This window comes from Pseudomonas danubii, assembly GCF_042980055.1.
In the GTDB taxonomy this organism is placed as follows: domain Bacteria; phylum Pseudomonadota; class Gammaproteobacteria; order Pseudomonadales; family Pseudomonadaceae; genus Aquipseudomonas; species Aquipseudomonas danubii.
In genome coordinates this window covers 729,640-746,514 of sequence record NZ_CP116502.1, presented here as the reverse complement: position 1 = coordinate 746,514, position 16,875 = coordinate 729,640, and the positions used below count along the sequence as shown (strand labels likewise).

The window sequence follows — 16,875 nt, the reverse complement described above, 5'->3', positions numbered from 1 at the left end:
CGAAGCACAAGAACAACAACTTCGACGATGCACTTTGAGGACAACAACAATGATTATCTACGGTGTGGCCTTCCTGGCCTTTTGTACCCTGGTGGGTATTTTCATCGGTGAGCTGCTGGGCAAATTGATCGGCGTACCGGCCAATGTCGGTGGCGTCGGTATTGCCATGCTGCTGTTGATCGGCCTGGGCAGCTACCTGCACAAGCGCGGGTTGTTCGCCGGCAAGTCCGAGCAGGGCGTGGAGTTCTGGGGCGCGGTGTACATCCCCATCGTGGTGGCCATGGCCGCCCAGCAAAACGTGTATGGCGCCCTCAAGGGCGGGCCGATGGCGATCCTGGCGGGCACCCTGGCGGTGGTGATCGCCTTTGCCCTGGTGCCGGTGCTGGTGCGCATCGGCAACAAGGCGCCGGATGTGGCCGCTCCTCAGAAAACGGTGGGGTAAGGGCCATGTACGAATCGATGATGAAGGTCATTAGTGGCTACGGGCTGATCAGCGGTTTTGCAGTGATCGGGATCACCATGTGGGTCTCCTACTGGATCTCCAACACCTTTACCAAGGGCCGCCTGCATGGCTCGGCCATCGCCATTCTGCTGGGGCTGGTGCTGTCCTACGTGGGCGGCGCCTTCACCGGCGGGCAGAAGGGCGTGGTGGATATCCCGCTGCTTTCGGGCATCGGCTTGTTGGGCGGGGCCATGCTGCGGGACTTCGCGATTGTCGCCACCGCCTTCGGTGTCAGTGTCGAGGAGCTCAAGCGCGCCGGATTCGTGGGGGTGCTGGCGCTGTTCGTCGGGGTTGGCTCGTCCTTTGTGGCGGGAGTGGGGGTGGCCATGGCGTTTGGTTACACCGATGCGGTGAGCCTGACCACCATTGGCGCCGGGGCGGTGACTTACATCGTCGGGCCGGTGACTGGCGCCGCCATCGGCGCCAGCTCCGAGGTCATGGCGCTGTCGATTGCCGCGGGGTTGATCAAGGCGATTCTGGTGATGGTGATGACACCCTTCGTGGCACCGCTGATCGGCCTCAACAACCCGCGCAGCGCGGTGATCTTCGGCGGCTTGATGGGCACTTCCAGCGGCGTCGCCGGGGGCTTGGCGGCCACCGATCCGAAGCTGGTGCCCTATGGTTGCCTGACGGCGGCGTTCTATACGGCCCTGGGCTGCCTGCTGGGGCCGTCGCTGCTGTTCCTGCTGATGCGTGGCCTGCTGGGCGCGTAGGCGCCGGCTTGCCGGCGAAGGGGCCTTTGAGACGTGCGCAGGTCTTATGGACGCCTTCGCTTACGGCGGGTTGCGGTGTTGCGAATGACGCGTTTTGGCAGGAACCGGCTTCCTACGTGATTTGCCGATTGGCGTACATCCGGCATTCGGCCAACAGTGCCAACAGGTTCGGGTCGCGCTCCTTGGCCTTGAGAAACACCACGCCGATATGTTGCTGCAGGCGGTAGCGCGCCTGCAGCGGTATCAGTTTCACGCGGTTTTCGTAGACGGCCGCGATTCTCCCCGGCAGCAACGCGTAACCCACCCCTGAGCTGACCATGCTCAGCAAGGTGAAGATGTCGTTGACCTGCATCGCTACCTTGGGTTCGAACCCCGCCTGCTTGAACACCCGCACCCCGTCCTGATGAGTGGCAAAGCCTTGGGTCAGGGTGATGAAGGTGGCATCGCGCACGTCGGCCAGGTCCACTTCACGCTGCTGGGCGAAGGGCGAGTCGGCGGGAGTGGCAAGGAAAATGTCGTCGGAAAACAGCGGCAGTTGTTCACAGTCCGGGTCGTTGACGCTGTCGTCCAGGGAAATCAGGATGGCGTCCACTTCCATGTTCTTGAGCTTGTACAGCAGGTCGATGTTGGAGCCCAGGATCAGGTCGATGTTCAGTTCACTGCGGCGCAGCTTCAGGCCCATGATCAGCTGCGGCACGGTTTTCACCGTCAGCGAGTAAAGCGCGCCGAGCTTGAAACGTTCTGCGGAAAAGCCCGCCGCTTCACGGGTCAGGCGCACGCTCTCGACCACGTCCTGGACCAGTTTCTGGGCGCGCTCTTCGAGGACGAAGGCGCTTTCCAGCGGCGTCAGGTTGCGCCCTTCGTGCTTGAACAGCGGGCAGCGCAGGGCGTTTTCCAGGGAGTGGATGGCCCGGTGCACGCTGACATTGCTGGTCTGCAACTCGGCGGCAGCGCGGGCCAGATTGCCGGTGCGCATGAAGGCCAGAAACACTTCGAGCTTTTTCAGGGTCAACTCTTCGTCGATGAGCATGGACTGGCCTCGGCTGATGAGGGGCTGATGATGCCCGATGAGTCAGGGCGTGGCCGCTGGTTTTTTATTGGCCGTGCCCCAATAGACATGTTGCGCTTTCAAGCTGCAGGCCTGAGCCTTGCGTGTTTTTTCAATGTTTCAAGGGTGAGCGACAGATGTATCACGGAGAAAGATTCAACGCCTGGACCCACTTGCTGGGAGCGATCGCCGCGTTTGTCGGCGGGATCTGGCTGGTGGTGCTGGCCAGCCTCGATGGCGACCCGTGGAAGATCGTCGGTGTGGCGATCTATTCCTTCACCTTGCTGGTGCTCTACAGCGTGTCCACGGTCTACCACAGCGTGCGTGGGCGGGCCAAAGGCATCATGCAGAAGGTCGATCACTTTTCCATCTATCTGCTGATTGCCGGCAGCTACACCCCCTTCTGCCTGGTGACCCTGCGCGGGCCCTGGGGCTGGACCCTGTTCGGGATTGTCTGGGGGTTGGCGCTGATTGGCATCCTGCAGGAGATCAAGCCGCGTTCCGAGGCGCGAATTCTCTCCATCGTGATCTACGCGGTCATGGGCTGGATCGTGCTGGTGGCGGTCAAGCCGCTGCTGGCGGCCTTGGGCCCCACCGGTTTTGCCTGGCTGGCCTCGGGTGGCGTGCTGTACACCGTGGGCATCATCTTCTTTGCCCTGGATAGCCGCCTGCGTCATGCCCATGGCATCTGGCACCTGTTCGTGATCGCCGGCAGCCTGCTGCACTTCATCGCCATCCTGTTCTACGTCCTATAAGGGGTGGTCCAGCTGGGCTTGGGCCTGACGAGAGAAAATCTGCAGCAGGCTGGCCAGGGTGTGGGGCGGCGGTTCGGCGGTGCGGGTCACGGCGTACAGGGTGATGGGCAGGGGCGGACTCAGGGGGCGGATGGCGGTGCTGGCGGGTGAAGCGCCCAGGGCAGTGAAGGGGTCGATCAAGGCTAGCCCGGCACCGGACTCCACCATGGCCCGGGCCAGGGAGTAGGTCTGCACGGCAATGCTCACCCGAGGCGGCGGTTCCACGGTCTTGAGGTAGCTGTCGAGCCGGGCTGACAGCGGATCGGTGCTGCTCAGGCCAATCAGCGGTGCATCCGCCAGTTCCATCAGGGCCAGTGGCTGGCCCCGGGTTGGCTCCGGCCAGTAGTCCAGCGGTGCCAGGGCCACCAGCACGCCCTCGGCCAGGGGCTGTGCACAGAGCCCGGGGTGGTCCGGCCGCTGCAGGGTCAGGGCCACATCGATTTCCCGCATCAGCAGGTTCTGCACCAGTTCGCGGCTATGGGCGCTGGACAGTTCGCACAGGCTGTCCGGGTAGCGGCGGGTCCATTCGCTGATGGCCGGTGGCAGCAGGGCCAGGGCCAGGGCCGGGGTGGCGCCGATGCGCAGGCTCTGGCCCGGCGCCCGGCGCAGGTTCTGCGCCAGCCGCCTGACCCCTTGCAGGCTTTCGCTGACCTTGTCCACTTCCCGCTCCAGCTCCAGGGCTTCGGGCGTGGGCTGCAACTTGCCCCGTACCCGCAGGAACAACGGAAAACCCAGTTGCAGTTCGGCGTGCTGCAGGACCTTGCTCACTGCCGGCTGGGAGACGTGCAGCAGCTGCGCGGCGCCGCTGATGGAGCCGGTCTGGCGAATGGCCTGGAAGATTTCGATGTGACGCAGTCGCATGGGCAGTCCATAACCTTTGTTTATGGGTGGTCCATCTTTATTCATTGTTCGGCGCCTGTCACCTGCCCCTAACCTTGCGCCATTCAACAAGCGGTCGGGGACAGTCATGAGTCAGCGGGTTTGCATCATCGGCGGTGGCGTCATTGGCCTGGCCAGCGCCTATGCCCTGGTTCGCCAGGGCCTGGAAGTGACGCTGGTGGAAGCCCAGGGTGCCCTAGGCAGCCAGACCAGCTTCGCCAATGGCGGACAGTTGTCCTATCGCTATGTAGCGCCCCTGGCCGATGCCGGTGTGCCTTGGCAGGCCCTGGGCTGGATGCTCAAGGGCGACTCGCCGCTCAAGCTGCGCCCGCGCCTGGACCCGGCGCAATGGCGTTGGTTGGCGGGGTTTCTCGGTGCCTGCCGGCATTCGGTGAACCAGCGCAATGGCGCCCACCTGCTGCGTTTGGCATTGCTCAGCCAGAGCACCCTGCAACGCTGGCGCGAAGAGGATGGCCTGCAGGGCTTCGACTGGCGGCGCAATGGCAAGCTGGTGACCTTTCGTGAGCGTGGCAGCTTCGACCACGCCCGGCACAACCTCGCGGACCGCCGCCAGCAGCAGGTGTTGTCGGCCGCCGAGTGCGCGGCGCTGGAACCGACCCTGGGCGACGCGCCCTTTGTCGGCGGCATCCACACCCCCGACGAGGAAGTGGCCGACTGTCATGGCTTTTGCCAGCAGTTGGCGGCGCGGCTGCGGGCTTCCGGGCGTTGCGAGATTCTCCTGGGCCAGCGGGTTCGGGGCATTCATCACCAGGGCGGCCGGGTGCAGGCCATCGATCTGGGCGACCGGCTCTTAGCGGTGGAGCACCTGGTGCTGGCGGCCGGTCACCGCAGCGCCGAGCTGCGCCTGCCCGGGCTCAAGCTGCCCCTGTATCCGCTCAAGGGCTATAGCCTCAGCGTGCCCATCGGTCCTGAGCATCGCGCGCCGGATATCAGCATCACCGACTACAACCGCAAGATCGTCTACGCCCGGATCGGCCAGCAGTTGCGGGTGGCAGCCATGGTCGACATCGTCGGCTTCGATCCGTCCCCGGACCCGGCTCGGTTGGCCTTGATGCGGCGTCAGGCCGAGCAGACCTTCGCCGCCGCCGGTGATTATGCGGCGGCCAGCGAATGGGCCGGGATGCGTCCCGCCACTCCCAGCGGCGTGCCGCTGATCGGCGCCACCGCCTATCGCAATCTGTGGCTCAACCTTGGTCACGGCGCGCTGGGATTCACCCTGGCCTGCGGCAGTGGCCAACTGCTGGGCGAACTGATTGGCCAGCGTTCCACCAGCATCGACATGCAGGGCCTGGCGCCCCGCGTCGCCTGAACGTTCAACAGGAGTCTTCAGATGAGTATCCAGCGTATCCACAGCAACCATCGCCTCAGCGGCGCCGTTACCTTTGCCGGACTGGTGTTCCTTTCCGGCCAGGTGCCGGGCTCTAGCAGCGACATCGGCGGCCAGACCCGGGAGGTCCTGGAGAAGATCGACGCCTTGCTGGCCGAGGCGGGCAGCGACAAGGATCATCTCTTGAGCGCGACGATCTACCTCAAGGACATCCAGGCCGATTTCGCGGTGATGAACGAAGTCTGGTCGGCCTGGCTGTCCCCCGGGCAGGCGCCGGCGCGCACGACCTTGCAGGCGGCCCTGGCGCGCCCGCAGATCCTCGTCGAAATCAGCGTCATCGCTGCTCGCCGCTGAATCACCTCTACCCACAACGGAGAATAACAATGCATAAGATCACGTTGCTCGGCTGCACCCTGGGGCTGTTGTTCAGCGCCGTTTCCCAGGCCAACGAGGCGCCTCTGGACGGCACCCTGGCCAAGATCGCCAATAGCTCCAGTATTACCTTGGGTTATCGCGATGCCTCGGTGCCCTTTTCCTACGTCGGCGACAACAGCGGCCAGCCCATGGGCTATTCGGTGGAGCTGGCGGGCAAGGTGGTGGAGCGCATCCAGCAGCAGTTGCACCTGCCCAAGCTGAAGGTGAAGTACAACCTGGTGACCTCGCAGACGCGCATTCCCCTGGTGCAGAACGGCACCGTGGACCTGGAGTGCGGTTCCACCGGCGTGACGGCCGAGCGGCAGAAGCAGGTGGCGTTTTCCTACGGTTTTATCTACGTCAAAGGGCAACTCTTGACCGCCAAGGACAGTGGGATCAAAAGCTTCGCCGACCTGCGGGGCAAGAACGTGGTGACCACCGCGGGGACCACCAACGAGCGGTTTCTCAAGAGTTACAACGTCGAGCACAAGATCGACATGTTCGTGATCAGCGCCAAGGACCACGGCGAGGCGTTCCAGATGCTGCAGTCGGGGCGTGCGGCGGCGTTCTACATGGATGATGCGCTGCTCTACGGCGAACGGGCCAAGGCGCGGGACCCGCACAACTGGGTGGTGGTGGGGGAGGAGCAGTCGCGGGAGATCTACAGCTGCATGGTGCGCAAGGATGACCCGCAGTTCCTGGCCCTGGTGAATGGGGTCCTGGCGGATCTGTATCGCAGTGGCGAGATCAACGGCATCTACCAGCGCTGGTTTCAGCAGCCGATTCCGCCCAAGGGCCTGAACCTGGAGTTCCCCATGACTGCCGAGCTGAAGGCGATCATCGCCCAGCCCACCAGCGACCCGGTGCAATAACCGGCTGTTGCGCCGCCACCTACGGTGGGTGTTTGAACGGGGACTGTTTTAGAAGTCGCCCCACAGTTGCTGGGCCACGGCCAGGGCGACCACGGGGGCGGTTTCGGTGCGCAGCACGCGAGGGCCAAGACGGGCAGGCAGAAAGCCTGCACCGTGGGCCTGCTCCACTTCGGCATCGGACAGGCCGCCTTCCGGGCCAATCAGGAAGGCCAGGGTCTGGGGTTTGGCGTGGCTTTCCAGGGGCTGGGCCACGGGATGCAGGACCAGTTTCAGGTCCGCCTGGGTCTGCTTGATCCAGTCCGCCAGCAATACCGGTGCATGAATCAGCGGAACGCGGGAACGACCGCATTGCTCACAGGCGCTGATGGCTACCTGGCGCCAGTGCAGCAGGCGTTTGTCGGCACGTTCGTCCTTGAGCCGCACTTCGCAGCGCTCGCTGAAGATCGGGGTGATTTCGCTGACCCCAAGTTCGGTGGCTTTCTGGATCGCCCAGTCCATGCGTTCACCGCGGGACAGGCCCTGGCCCAGGTGAATCTGCAGCGGTGATTCGTCCTGGCCGGCAAAGCTTTCATCCAGCTGGACCCGTACCCGCTTCTTGCCCACTTCCACCAGCGTGCCGCGAAACTCCATCCCTGAGCCGTCGAACACCTGTAAGGCATCACCTTCGGCCATGCGCAGCACGCGTCCGATGTAATGGGCCTGGGCTTCCGGCAGTTCGTGTTCGCCAAGGCTCAAGGGGGCGTCGATAAAGAAGCGGGACAATCTCATCTGGTTTCTCTGTGCTGTAGGAGCCGGCTTGCCGGCGATGAACGATGGTGCGGTGCGTGTCGAAGCAGCTTCGCTGACAAGCCCGCTCCTGCGCCAGAGGGTGCAGGAGCGGGGCGAGGGACTCAGCCCGGATCGCGGAAGCCCGGGTGGAAGTCCTTGGGCACGGCCACGCTGACGCTGTCGCGGGTGGCGATGTCGATGCCTTCGCTGGCGACTTCGGCGAGGAAGTCGATCTGCTCCGGGGTGATCACGTAGGGCGGCAGGAAATACACCACGTTGCCCAGGGGACGCAACAGGGCGCCGCGCTCTAGGGCGTGCTGGAAAACCTTCAGGCCGCGACGTTCCTGCCACGGGTAGGCGCTCTTGCTGGCCTTGTCCTGGACCATTTCGATGGCCAGGACCATGCCGGTCTGGCGCACTTCGGCCACGTGGGGGTGATCCACCAGGTGCGCAGTGGCGCTGGCCATGCGCTGGGACAGGGCGCGGTTGTTCTCGATGACGTTGTCCTGTTCGAAGATGTCCAGGGTCGCCAGCGCCGCCGCACAGGCCAGCGGGTTGCCGGTGTAGCTGTGGGAGTGGAGGAAGGCGCGCAGGGTGGGGTAGTCATCGTAGAAGGCGCTGTAGACCTCGTCGGTGGTCATGCACGCGGCCAGAGGCAGGTAGCCGCCGGTCAGGGCCTTGGACAGGCACAGGAAATCCGGACGGATGCCGGCCTGCTCGCAGGCGAACATGCTGCCGGTGCGGCCGAAGCCCACGGCGATCTCATCATGGATCAGGTGCACGCCGTAGCGGTCGCAGGCTTCGCGCAGCAGCTTGAGGTACACCGGGTGGTACATGCGCATGCCGCCGGCGCCCTGGATCAATGGCTCGACGATGACTGCGGCTAGCGTGTCGTGGTGTTCGGCCAGGGTCTGTTCCATGGCGGCGAACATGTTTCGCGAATGCTCTTCCCAGCTCATGCCGTCGGGACGCAGGTAGCAGTCCGGGCTAGGCACCTTGAGGGTGTCCAGCAGCAGGGCCTTGTAGGTCTCGGTGAACAGCGGTACGTCGCCCACCGACATGGCGGCGATGGTTTCGCCGTGGTAGCTGTTGCTCAGGGTGACGAAGCGCTTCTTGGCCGGCTGGCCGCGGTTGAGCCAGTAATGGAAGCTCATCTTCATCGCCACTTCGATGCACGACGAACCGTTGTCGGCGTAGAAGCAGCGGGTCAGGCCTTCGGGGGTGATCTGCACCAGGCGCTCGGACAGCTCGATCACCGGCTGGTGGCTGAAACCGGCGAGGATCACATGCTCCAGCTGGTCCACTTGATCCTTGATGCGTTGGTTGATGCGCGGATTGGCGTGGCCGAATACATTGACCCACCAGGAACTGACCGCGTCCAGGTAGCGTTTGCCTTCGAAGTCTTCCAGCCAGACGCCTTCACCGCGCTTGATGGGGATCAAAGGCAGTTGTTCGTGGTCTTTCATCTGGGTGCAGGGATGCCACAGTACCGCGAGATCGCGTTGCATCCACTGGTTATTCAGGCCCATGTAGAGTCTCCTGGAGGCGGAATCGGGCAAGCCTATGCAATGCATGGCCGCGGGACAACCTATTGTGTGGGGCGGCGGTCAGACAAATGCGCCCTGTACGCAAAGACGTGTCTGAGAGCTGCCAGGGCACCCGCCCTTGGTTATCCCTGAGTCTTCTGAAACGGTCCTTAATCTTTTCTTAACGAGCCCGGCCCAGACTATCGATCGTATTTCTCGATATTTCAAAGCAAAATTTTTCGCTTTAATTCGATAGGTAAATCGCTAGTCTTGGTCAGCGTTTCTTACAGGATGCAACTCGATGCAGTTACGTAATTCTTCTTCGCGCTACGGCTGGGTAAGCATTGTTCTGCACTGGGGCGTGGCCCTGGCCGTCTTCGGATTGTTCGCTCTGGGCCTGTGGATGGTCGGTCTCGACTACTACAGCACCTGGCGCAAAGACGCCCCGGACCTGCACAAGAGTATTGGCCTGACGCTGTTTGCGATCATGCTGCTGCGGGTGCTGTGGCGTTTTGTCAGCCCACCACCACCGGCACCGGCCAATCATGGACGTCTGACCCGCCTGGGGGCCAAGTTGGGACATGGGTTCCTGTACCTGGGTCTGTTCGCGGTCATGATTGCCGGTTACCTGATCTCCACCGCAGACGGCGTCGGTATCCCGGTGTTTGGCTTGTTTGAAGTTCCTGCCCTGGTTTCCGGACTGCCGGACCAGGCAGATGTAGCAGGCGTGGTGCATTTGTACCTGGCCTGGGCGCTGGTGATCTTTGCCGGCATCCATGGTCTGGCGGCCTTGAAGCACCACTTTATCGATCGTGATGCGACCCTCAGCCGAATGCTGGGTCGCAAAGCCTGATGTTCAACCTCGACTCAAAAGGAATAGAAAGCATGTTGAAAAAGACTCTCGCCGCTCTGGCAATCGGATCGGCTGTATTGGCGGCCGGTCAAGTGATGGCAGCGGACTACGTGATCGACAAGGAAGGCCAGCACGCCTTCATCGACTTCAAGATCAGCCACCTGGGCTACAGCTTCATCACCGGTACCTTCAAGGACCTGGACGGCAAGTTCAGCTTCGACGCGGCCAAGCCTGAAGACGCCAAGATCGAAGTCAACGTGCGCACCGCCAGCGTGTTCACCAACCACGCCGAACGTGACAAGCACATCACCAGCAAGGACTTCCTCGACGCTGGCAAGTTTGCCGATGCCAAGTTCGTCTCCACCAGCGTCAAGCCTACCGGCAAGAATGCCGACGGCAAGCTGACCGCTGACGTGGCCGGCGACCTGACCCTGCACGGAGTGACCAAGCCGGTTGTGGTCAAGGCCACCTTCCTGGGTGAAGGCAAGGACCCATGGGGCGGCTACCGTGCCGGTTTCGAAGGCACCACCAGCATCAATCGCCAGGATTTCGGCAAGATGATGGACCTGGGCCCGGCGTCCAACAACGTCGACCTGTACATCACCTTCGAAGGTGTGAAAGCGAAGTAATGCTTCGTCTGTAGCCGCTGCCGCAGGCTGCGATAAGGCCCGCAGGGCCTTCGCGATTCAATTCGCACAGCCCTTATTGGACTGATCGCAACCTGCGCCAAGGCAAAAAAGCGCCCCCGACCACAAATCGGGGGCGTTTTTTATTGCCCGTCATGCAACCCGGTGAGCCTGGCAGGCCCTTGCGCCGGGCTCCCCGTCGTTCGCAGCCTGCGGCAGCGGCTACAGAAAGCGGCCTCGACCAGCCGCCACAAAAAACGCCCCGGGTCTTGCGACCAGGGGCGTTTTTCATTGCAGCCTGCGGACTCAGCGATTGCGGGTCAGCAGTGCCGGCTTCTCGCCCCGTGGGCGGCTCGGCAACTGGTCCAGTTGCTCAGGCGTCGGGAAGCGATCGGCCTTGGACTCCTTGTGCATGATCTTCGGCTGGTTGCCCCGAGGATTCTGCACTGCCGGCTCCTGGCGTGGCTGTTCGTCACGGTTCGGGCGACGATTGCGCGACTCGTCGCGACGCCCCTGGCTGTCACGAGGGGCGCCGTTGCGTGGGCCGCCGCTGCGCTTGGCCGGTGCGGTGCCGGTGGTGCTGCCGTTGCTGTTGCGTGGGTTGCCGGAGCGACCCTGGCCACCACCACCAGCGCCGCCGCGTGGCGGATTGCCGGCACCGGCGCCCTGGGCCGGAGCCCCTGGACGGCGACCACGGCCCTGGTTGTTCTTGTTCTGGTATGGGCTGACGTAGTCAGCGCGGTTACCGAAGTTGTCCACGTCGTCGTCGAGGAACTCATCCGGTGCCCGGTCGGCACGTGGCGTCGGCTGGCGCTGTTCGCGGGCCGGAGTGCCTTCACGCGGTTTCTGCTCGCGGGCCGGGCGCTCGCCACGGGCCGGCTTGTCTTTGCCGCCCTTGTCCTTGCCCTTGTCCTTGCGACCACCGCCGCCACCGCCGCCGTTCGGGCCGTCGCCACGTGGGCCACGAGGATTGCGCGGGTTGCGTACGTCCGGACGCTCGCGCACTTCCGGCTTCTCGGCTTCCACGGCGCTGGCATCGAAGCCCATCAGGTCGCCATCGGCGATCTTCTGCTTGGTCATGCGCTCGATGCTTTTCAGCAGTTTCTCTTCGTCCGGAGCCACCAGGGAGATGGCCTCGCCCGAGCGACCGGCACGGCCGGTACGACCGATACGGTGCACGTAGTCTTCGTCGACGTTAGGCAGCTCGAAGTTGACCACGTGGGGCAGTTGGTCGATATCCAGGCCGCGGGCGGCGATATCGGTGGCTACCAGAATGCGTACGTCGCCGGCCTTGAAATCGGCCAGGGCCTTGGTGCGGGCGTTCTGGCTCTTGTTACCGTGGATCGCCACAGCGCTCAGGCCGTGCTTGTCCAGGTACTCGGCCAGGCGGTTGGCGCCGTGCTTGGTACGCGTGAACACCAGCACCTGTTCCCAGGCGCCAGCGGTGATCAGGTGCGCCAGCAGCGAGCGTTTGTGGCTGGCGGGCAGGCGGAACACCCGCTGCTCGATACGCTCAACCGTGGTGTTCGGCGGGGTGACTTCGATGCGCTCGGGGTTGTGCAGCAACTTGCCGGCCAGGTCCGTGATGTCCTTGGAAAAGGTCGCGGAGAACAGCAGGTTCTGACGCTTGGCAGGCAGGCGGGCGAGGACCTTCTTGACGTCATGGACGAAGCCCATGTCGAGCATGCGGTCGGCTTCGTCGAGCACGAGGATTTCCACGTGAGACAGATCGACGCTGCCTTGGCCGGCCAGGTCCAGTAGGCGGCCGGGGCACGCCACCAGCACATCGACGCCACGGGCCATGGCCTGGACCTGCGGGTTCATGCCGACGCCGCCGAAGATGCAGGCGCTGACGAACTTCAGATCGCGGGCATACAGCTTGAAGCTGTCATGCACTTGCGCGGCCAGTTCGCGAGTCGGGGTCAGGACCAGTACGCGCGGTTGGCGCGGGCCGTGACGCTGGGATTTGTCCGGGTGACCGTTGGGAAACAACCGCTCCAGGATCGGGAGGGCGAAACCGCCGGTTTTACCAGTACCTGTCTGTGCCGCGACCATCAGATCGCGACCTTGCAACACGGCGGGAATGGCCCGCTGTTGCACCGGAGTAGGCTGGGTGTAGCCGGCGGCTTCGATGGCACCGACTAAAGCCTCGGAGAGACCGAGGGAAGCAAAGGACATGAGTAATCCTGTTTTAGTGAGGGCTTGGCCCAAAGGGATAATCTTGCCGGGCGTGAATGGCGTTTAAGAGGACGCAATCCCGTCCGGTCCTGCTGGCCTGAAGACTCATCCAACACAGGCTCGCGCGGGCCGGTTGGCTGCGCCGTAGCGGGGTGGAGAGGCCTTGAACAGGTTCCAGCGTCCGGGCGTGAGCCTGGCGGGAGGCCGGAGTATAACAGAGCAATCAGTATGCGCTGCTTTCCTGCTGCTCAACGGTTTTTTCTGACCCCCGGGTAGAGGATGACCTGACAGGGGGCAGAACAGGTTCCGCCCCGTACTTGGCGCTCAACTCGGCGTAGGCCGGCTCGCGCTTGAAGCGCTTGAGTTCGGCGCCGAAGCGTTGCACCAAAAGGTCCATCCCGGCGTTGCGGCGCAGCGCCAGGTACTGGCTCTGGCGGCTGATGACCGTAGGGTTCTGGCTGACCTGATCGCGAATGCCCAGGCTGTCCAGCAGATGCTGGCCCACTCGCTTGTCGGTGATCAACAGGTCGATGCGTCCCAGTAGCAGCTTGCCGAAGTTGGCTTCATGGGTCGGTGCCGGCTCGCGGTTGAACAGGGTCGAATTGCTGAAGTCATCGCTATACAGGTAGCCGGGAGAGGTGCCGATGGTCAGGCCCTTGAGTTCATCCAGGTGCTTGAACGGATGTGGGCGCTGCTTGGCGTAGAACATCACGAACTCCACATCCGAGAGAGGCTCGCTGGGATAGAGCAAGGTGCGGTCGCGCTGGTCGCTATGGAAGATATCCAGGGCTCCGTCGGCCTGGCCGGTTTCCAGCATGGCCAGGCAGCGTTTCCACGGTAGGAACTGCCACTCTACTTCTATCCCCAGACGCTGAAAGACAATGGCCGTGGTTTCGTAGTCCAGCCCCAGGGCCTTGCCGTTTTCCTCATAGACATAAGGCGCCCAGGGTTCGGTGACAATGCGCAGCTTCTCGCCATGGGCGGCGACGCTCAGGCAAGTGCAGAGGAGGGCTATCAGCAGCTGGGCAATGACGGACATTGCTGGAGATTACGACGAGAGATCATGCAATTGCTAGGGGGAGTTCCAGCCGCTCTGGCTCAAGGCTTGGGCAAATAAAAAGGCCCCGGTTTACGCCGGGGCCTGGTGAAGGGTTGCCGATCAGCGCGGCAGCTTCAGGTTGTTCCAGATGGCCAGGCTCGGGTCGGCCTGGTTCAGGGTGTAGAAATGTAGGCCCGGTGCTCCACCTTGAAGCAGGCGCTCGCACATCTGGCTGATGACCTGCTCACCGAAAGCCTGGATGCTGGCGCTGTCGTCACCGTAGGCCTCCAGCTGCTTGCGGATCCAGCGAGGGATCTCCGCGCCGCAGGCGTCGGAAAAACGCGCCAGCTTGCTGTAGTTGGTGATCGGCATGATGCCCGGCACGATCGGGATGTTTACGCCCATCTTCTGCACGCGCTCGACGAAGTAGAAGTAGCTGTCGGCATTGAAGAAGTACTGGGTGATCGCACTGTCGGCACCGGCATTGGCCTTGCGTACGAAATGGGTGAGATCGTCTTCGAAGTTGCGCGCTTGCGGGTGCATCTCCGGATAGGCGGCGACTTCTATATGGAAGTGGCTGCCGGTTTCTTCACGAATGAAGCTCACCAGATCGTTGGCGTGGCGCAACTCGCCGCTGGCCATGCCCATGCCCGAAGGCAGGTCGCCGCGCAGGGCAACGATGCGCTTGATGCCAGCTGCCTGATACTGCTGCAGCAGACCGCGCAGGTCGTCCTTGCTGTCGCCGACGCAAGACAGGTGCGGTGCGGCAGGGACTTTTACTTCGCTCTCCAGTTGCAGCACGGTGTTGACCGTACGATCACGAGTCGAGCCGCCGGCACCGTAGGTGCAGGAGAAGAAGTCGGGGTTGTAGCTGGCCAGCTGACGGGCAGTGGCAAGCAGTTTTTCATGCCCAGCATCGGTCTTGGTCGGAAAGAACTCGAAGCTGTAGCGACGATCTTGGGACATGGAAGCAACCTCCAGCTACAAGCCGCAAGCTGAAAGCGCCAAGAGAAGCGTGGGTGCGCTCATCTCCTGATTCTGGAGCCTGTTGCCTGACACTGTTTAAGCAAATAGGGGCAAAGCGTGAGGCTTTGTGCGGCAAGCCCGGCTTGTGGCCCTGGCTTGCCGCTTGAAGCTCAACGCTTGCAGCTGCTCTTAGTAGCGATAAGCGTCTGGCTTGAACGGACCTTCGACGGTCACGCCGATGTAGTCAGCCTGTTGCTTGGTCAGTTGAGTGACCACGCCGCCGAAGCCGCGAACCATTTCCAGGGCCACTTCTTCGTCGAGTTTCTTCGGCAGGACTTCAACGGTCAGGCGCTCGGCTTTCTGGGCTGGCGACAGGTCGGCGTACTTCTGGCCGAACAGGAAGATCTGCGCCAGAACCTGGTTGGCGAACGAACCGTCCATGATGCGGCTTGGGTGACCAGTGGCGTTGCCCAGGTTCACCAGGCGGCCTTCGGCCAGCAGGATCAGGTAGTCGTCGTTCTGTGGGTCGAAATCGCCATGGCCGGTACGGTGGATCTTGTGTACCTGTGGCTTCACTTCTTCCCATGCCCAGTGCTTGCGCATGAAAGCGGTGTCGATTTCGTTGTCGAAGTGGCCGATGTTGCAGACCACGGCGCGCTTTTTCAGGGCCTTGAGCATGTTTGCGTCGCAAACATTGACGTTACCGGTGGTGGTAACGATCAGGTCGATCTTGCCCAGCAGGGCCTTGTCGATGCAGGCTTCGGTGCCGTTGTTGATACCGTCGATGAACGGCGAAACCAGTTCGAAACCGTCCATGCAGGCTTGCATGGCGCAGATCGGGTCGACTTCGGAAACCTTGACGATCATGCCTTCCTGACGCAGGGACTGGGCCGAGCCCTTGCCCACGTCACCGTAGCCGATGACCAGCGCTTGCTTGCCGGACAGCAGGTGGTCGGTGCCGCGCTTGATGGCGTCGTTCAGGCTGTGACGGCAGCCGTACTTGTTGTCGTTCTTGCTCTTGGTCACCGAGTCGTTGACGTTGATCGCAGGAATCTTCAGCTCGCCCTTGGCCAGCATGTCCAGCAGGCGGTGTACGCCGGTGGTGGTTTCTTCGGTCACGCCGTGAACGCGATCCAGTACCTGTGGGTATTTGTCGTGCAGCAGCTGGGTCAGGTCGCCGCCGTCGTCGAGGATCATGTTGGCGTCCCAAGGCTGGCCATCCTTGAGGATGGTCTGCTCCAGGCACCACTCGTACTCTTGTTCGGTTTCGCCTTTCCAGGCGAACACAGGAATGCCGGCGGCGGCGATGGAGGCAGCGGCCTGGTCTTGAGTCGAGAAGATGTTGCAGGACGACCAGCGTACTTCGGCACCCAGGGCAACCAGGGTTTCGATCAGCACGGCGGTCTGAATGGTCATGTGGATGCAGCCGAGGATTTTCGCGCCCTTGAGAGGCTGTTCAGCCAGGTACTTACGGCGCAGACCCATCAGAGCGGGCATTTCCGACTCGGCGATGATGGTTTCGCGACGGCCCCAGGCGGCCAGGGAAATGTCGGCGACTTTGTAGTCGGTAAAATCTGCAGGCGTGTTTACAGCGCTCATGAAGAGCCTCCATTCGTAGTGTGCGAATGGGCGCCGTTGTGCGTTTAGTGTCCGTACAGGGAAGCCTGTACCGACAACGCCCCATCCGAGCCTGACAGGTCATGCCTGCTGCAGCGCCCCTCGGACAGGTGGCGGGAAAACGGTATCAAGTGCAGATGACCGTTTTGAAACGGTGGCGATTATAGCCGCCAGAGCCAGACTTCCAAAAGTGTTTCTGTCGCCTGGATGAAGATCGTTAATCGCGACCATAGTCGATGTTGCGTAGAGCATGACCGTCCGGTCTGCCATTATGCCGGGCATCAATTGGCAGGACGGTCAGGAGTGAATATGAATTTCCACACCCGCAAGTGGGTAAAGCCCGAAGATCTCAACCCCAACGGCACGCTGTTCGGCGGCAGCCTGTTGCGCTGGATCGACGAAGAAGCGGCGATCTACGCCATTGTCCAGTTGGGCAACCAGCGAGTGGTCACCAAGTACATCTCGGAAATCAACTTCGTCAGTGCCTCACGCCAGGGCGACATCATTGAGCTGGGCATCACCGCCACCGAGTTCGGTCGCACCTCCATTACCCTGACCTGCGAAGTACGCAACAAGATCACCCGCAAATCCATTCTCACCGTAGAGAAGATGGTCTTCGTCAACCTGGGTGAAGACGGCCTGCCGGCGCCTCACGGGCGCACCGAAATCAAATACGTCAAGGACCAGTTCAAGGACGAGGCCTGAACCCAGGCGCCGGCGAGGGCCTTGACC

Annotated in this window: 17 protein-coding genes and 1 riboswitch; of the genes, 9 read left to right on the top strand and 8 right to left on the bottom strand. The window is 62.6% G+C overall.

Annotated elements, in window-relative coordinates:
• The first annotated feature begins 49 nt into the window (after window positions 1–49).
• Window positions 50–442: a malonate transporter subunit MadL gene (gene madL, locus PFZ56_RS03525; protein ID WP_102881152.1), complete on the top strand. Its 393-nt coding sequence runs from the start codon at window positions 50–52 to the stop codon at window positions 440–442.
• Between the two features lie 5 nt (window positions 443–447).
• Window positions 448–1,215, top strand: a complete 768-nt coding sequence (gene madM / locus PFZ56_RS03520; protein WP_102881151.1) for a malonate transporter subunit MadM — start codon at window positions 448–450, stop codon at window positions 1,213–1,215.
• 112 nt (window positions 1,216–1,327) lie between these two features.
• On the opposite strand, the gene PFZ56_RS03515 is transcribed toward madM, so the two are convergent.
• Entirely contained in the window at window positions 1,328–2,245 is a 918-nt protein-coding gene (locus PFZ56_RS03515) for a LysR substrate-binding domain-containing protein (RefSeq protein ID WP_047306474.1), read from the bottom strand.
• Window positions 2,246–2,400: 155 nt separating this feature from the next.
• Between PFZ56_RS03515 and PFZ56_RS03510 the strand changes: the two genes are divergently transcribed.
• Entirely contained in the window at window positions 2,401–3,018 is a 618-nt protein-coding gene (locus PFZ56_RS03510; protein ID WP_102881150.1) for a hemolysin III family protein, read from the top strand.
• Here PFZ56_RS03510 and PFZ56_RS03505 read toward each other — a convergent pair.
• Window positions 3,013–3,918, bottom strand: coding sequence for a LysR family transcriptional regulator (locus tag PFZ56_RS03505; RefSeq protein ID WP_110594354.1), 906 nt, complete (start codon window positions 3,916–3,918; stop codon window positions 3,013–3,015). The genes PFZ56_RS03510 and PFZ56_RS03505 overlap by 6 nt on opposite strands.
• Before the next feature lie 106 nt (window positions 3,919–4,024).
• On the opposite strand from PFZ56_RS03505, the gene PFZ56_RS03500 reads away from it, so the two are divergent.
• From PFZ56_RS03500 to PFZ56_RS03490, 3 genes are read left to right on the top strand one after another with little or no spacing between them, the layout of a single operon-like run.
• On the top strand, window positions 4,025–5,266 hold the full coding sequence (locus PFZ56_RS03500; protein WP_170001827.1) for a D-amino acid dehydrogenase: 1,242 nt from the start codon (window positions 4,025–4,027) through the stop codon (window positions 5,264–5,266).
• A gap of 21 nt (window positions 5,267–5,287) precedes the next feature.
• Entirely contained in the window at window positions 5,288–5,638 is a 351-nt protein-coding gene (locus PFZ56_RS03495; protein ID WP_110594358.1) for a RidA family protein, read from the top strand.
• Between the two features lie 29 nt (window positions 5,639–5,667).
• Window positions 5,668–6,570 (top strand): transporter substrate-binding domain-containing protein, encoded by a 903-nt coding sequence (locus PFZ56_RS03490; protein WP_102862053.1) that lies wholly within the window; start codon window positions 5,668–5,670, stop codon window positions 6,568–6,570.
• 48 nt (window positions 6,571–6,618) lie between these two features.
• On the opposite strand, the gene PFZ56_RS03485 is transcribed toward PFZ56_RS03490, so the two are convergent.
• Window positions 6,619–7,338: a 16S rRNA (uracil(1498)-N(3))-methyltransferase gene (locus PFZ56_RS03485; protein ID WP_110594362.1), complete on the bottom strand. Its 720-nt coding sequence runs from the start codon at window positions 7,336–7,338 to the stop codon at window positions 6,619–6,621.
• Window positions 7,339–7,460: 122 nt separating this feature from the next.
• The gene (locus tag PFZ56_RS03480) at window positions 7,461–8,867 is read right to left on the bottom strand and encodes an adenosylmethionine--8-amino-7-oxononanoate transaminase (protein ID WP_110652416.1); all 1,407 of its coding nucleotides are present in this window, start codon (window positions 8,865–8,867) and stop codon (window positions 7,461–7,463) included.
• A gap of 298 nt (window positions 8,868–9,165) precedes the next feature.
• Here PFZ56_RS03480 and PFZ56_RS03475 point away from each other — a divergent pair, with 298 nt between their 5' ends.
• Both PFZ56_RS03475 and PFZ56_RS03470 read left to right on the top strand, forming a co-directional pair.
• Entirely contained in the window at window positions 9,166–9,717 is a 552-nt protein-coding gene (locus PFZ56_RS03475; protein WP_102881143.1) for a cytochrome b, read from the top strand.
• 32 nt (window positions 9,718–9,749) lie between these two features.
• Window positions 9,750–10,346: a YceI family protein gene (locus tag PFZ56_RS03470; protein WP_102881142.1), complete on the top strand. Its 597-nt coding sequence runs from the start codon at window positions 9,750–9,752 to the stop codon at window positions 10,344–10,346.
• 303 nt (window positions 10,347–10,649) lie between these two features.
• On the opposite strand, the gene PFZ56_RS03465 is transcribed toward PFZ56_RS03470, so the two are convergent.
• From PFZ56_RS03465 to ahcY, 4 genes are all read right to left on the bottom strand, one after another.
• Window positions 10,650–12,521, bottom strand: coding sequence for a DEAD/DEAH box helicase (locus PFZ56_RS03465; RefSeq protein WP_110594365.1), 1,872 nt, complete (start codon window positions 12,519–12,521; stop codon window positions 10,650–10,652).
• Window positions 12,522–12,744: 223 nt separating this feature from the next.
• Complete coding sequence (locus tag PFZ56_RS03460; protein WP_110594367.1) at window positions 12,745–13,560, bottom strand: ABC transporter substrate-binding protein; 816 nt, start codon at window positions 13,558–13,560, stop codon at window positions 12,745–12,747.
• Window positions 13,561–13,680: 120 nt separating this feature from the next.
• The gene (gene metF / locus PFZ56_RS03455) at window positions 13,681–14,526 is read right to left on the bottom strand and encodes a methylenetetrahydrofolate reductase [NAD(P)H] (protein WP_170001829.1); all 846 of its coding nucleotides are present in this window, start codon (window positions 14,524–14,526) and stop codon (window positions 13,681–13,683) included.
• 189 nt (window positions 14,527–14,715) lie between these two features.
• A complete protein-coding gene (ahcY, locus tag PFZ56_RS03450; protein WP_102862047.1) occupies window positions 14,716–16,125 on the bottom strand; it encodes an adenosylhomocysteinase in 1,410 nt (469 codons plus the stop codon).
• 21 nt (window positions 16,126–16,146) lie between these two features.
• Window positions 16,147–16,253, bottom strand: a riboswitch (S-adenosyl-L-homocysteine riboswitch).
• 199 nt (window positions 16,254–16,452) lie between these two features.
• Here ahcY and PFZ56_RS03445 point away from each other — a divergent pair.
• Window positions 16,453–16,848, top strand: a complete 396-nt coding sequence (locus PFZ56_RS03445) for an acyl-CoA thioesterase (RefSeq protein ID WP_060841501.1) — start codon at window positions 16,453–16,455, stop codon at window positions 16,846–16,848.
• Window positions 16,849–16,875 lie beyond the last annotated feature (27 nt).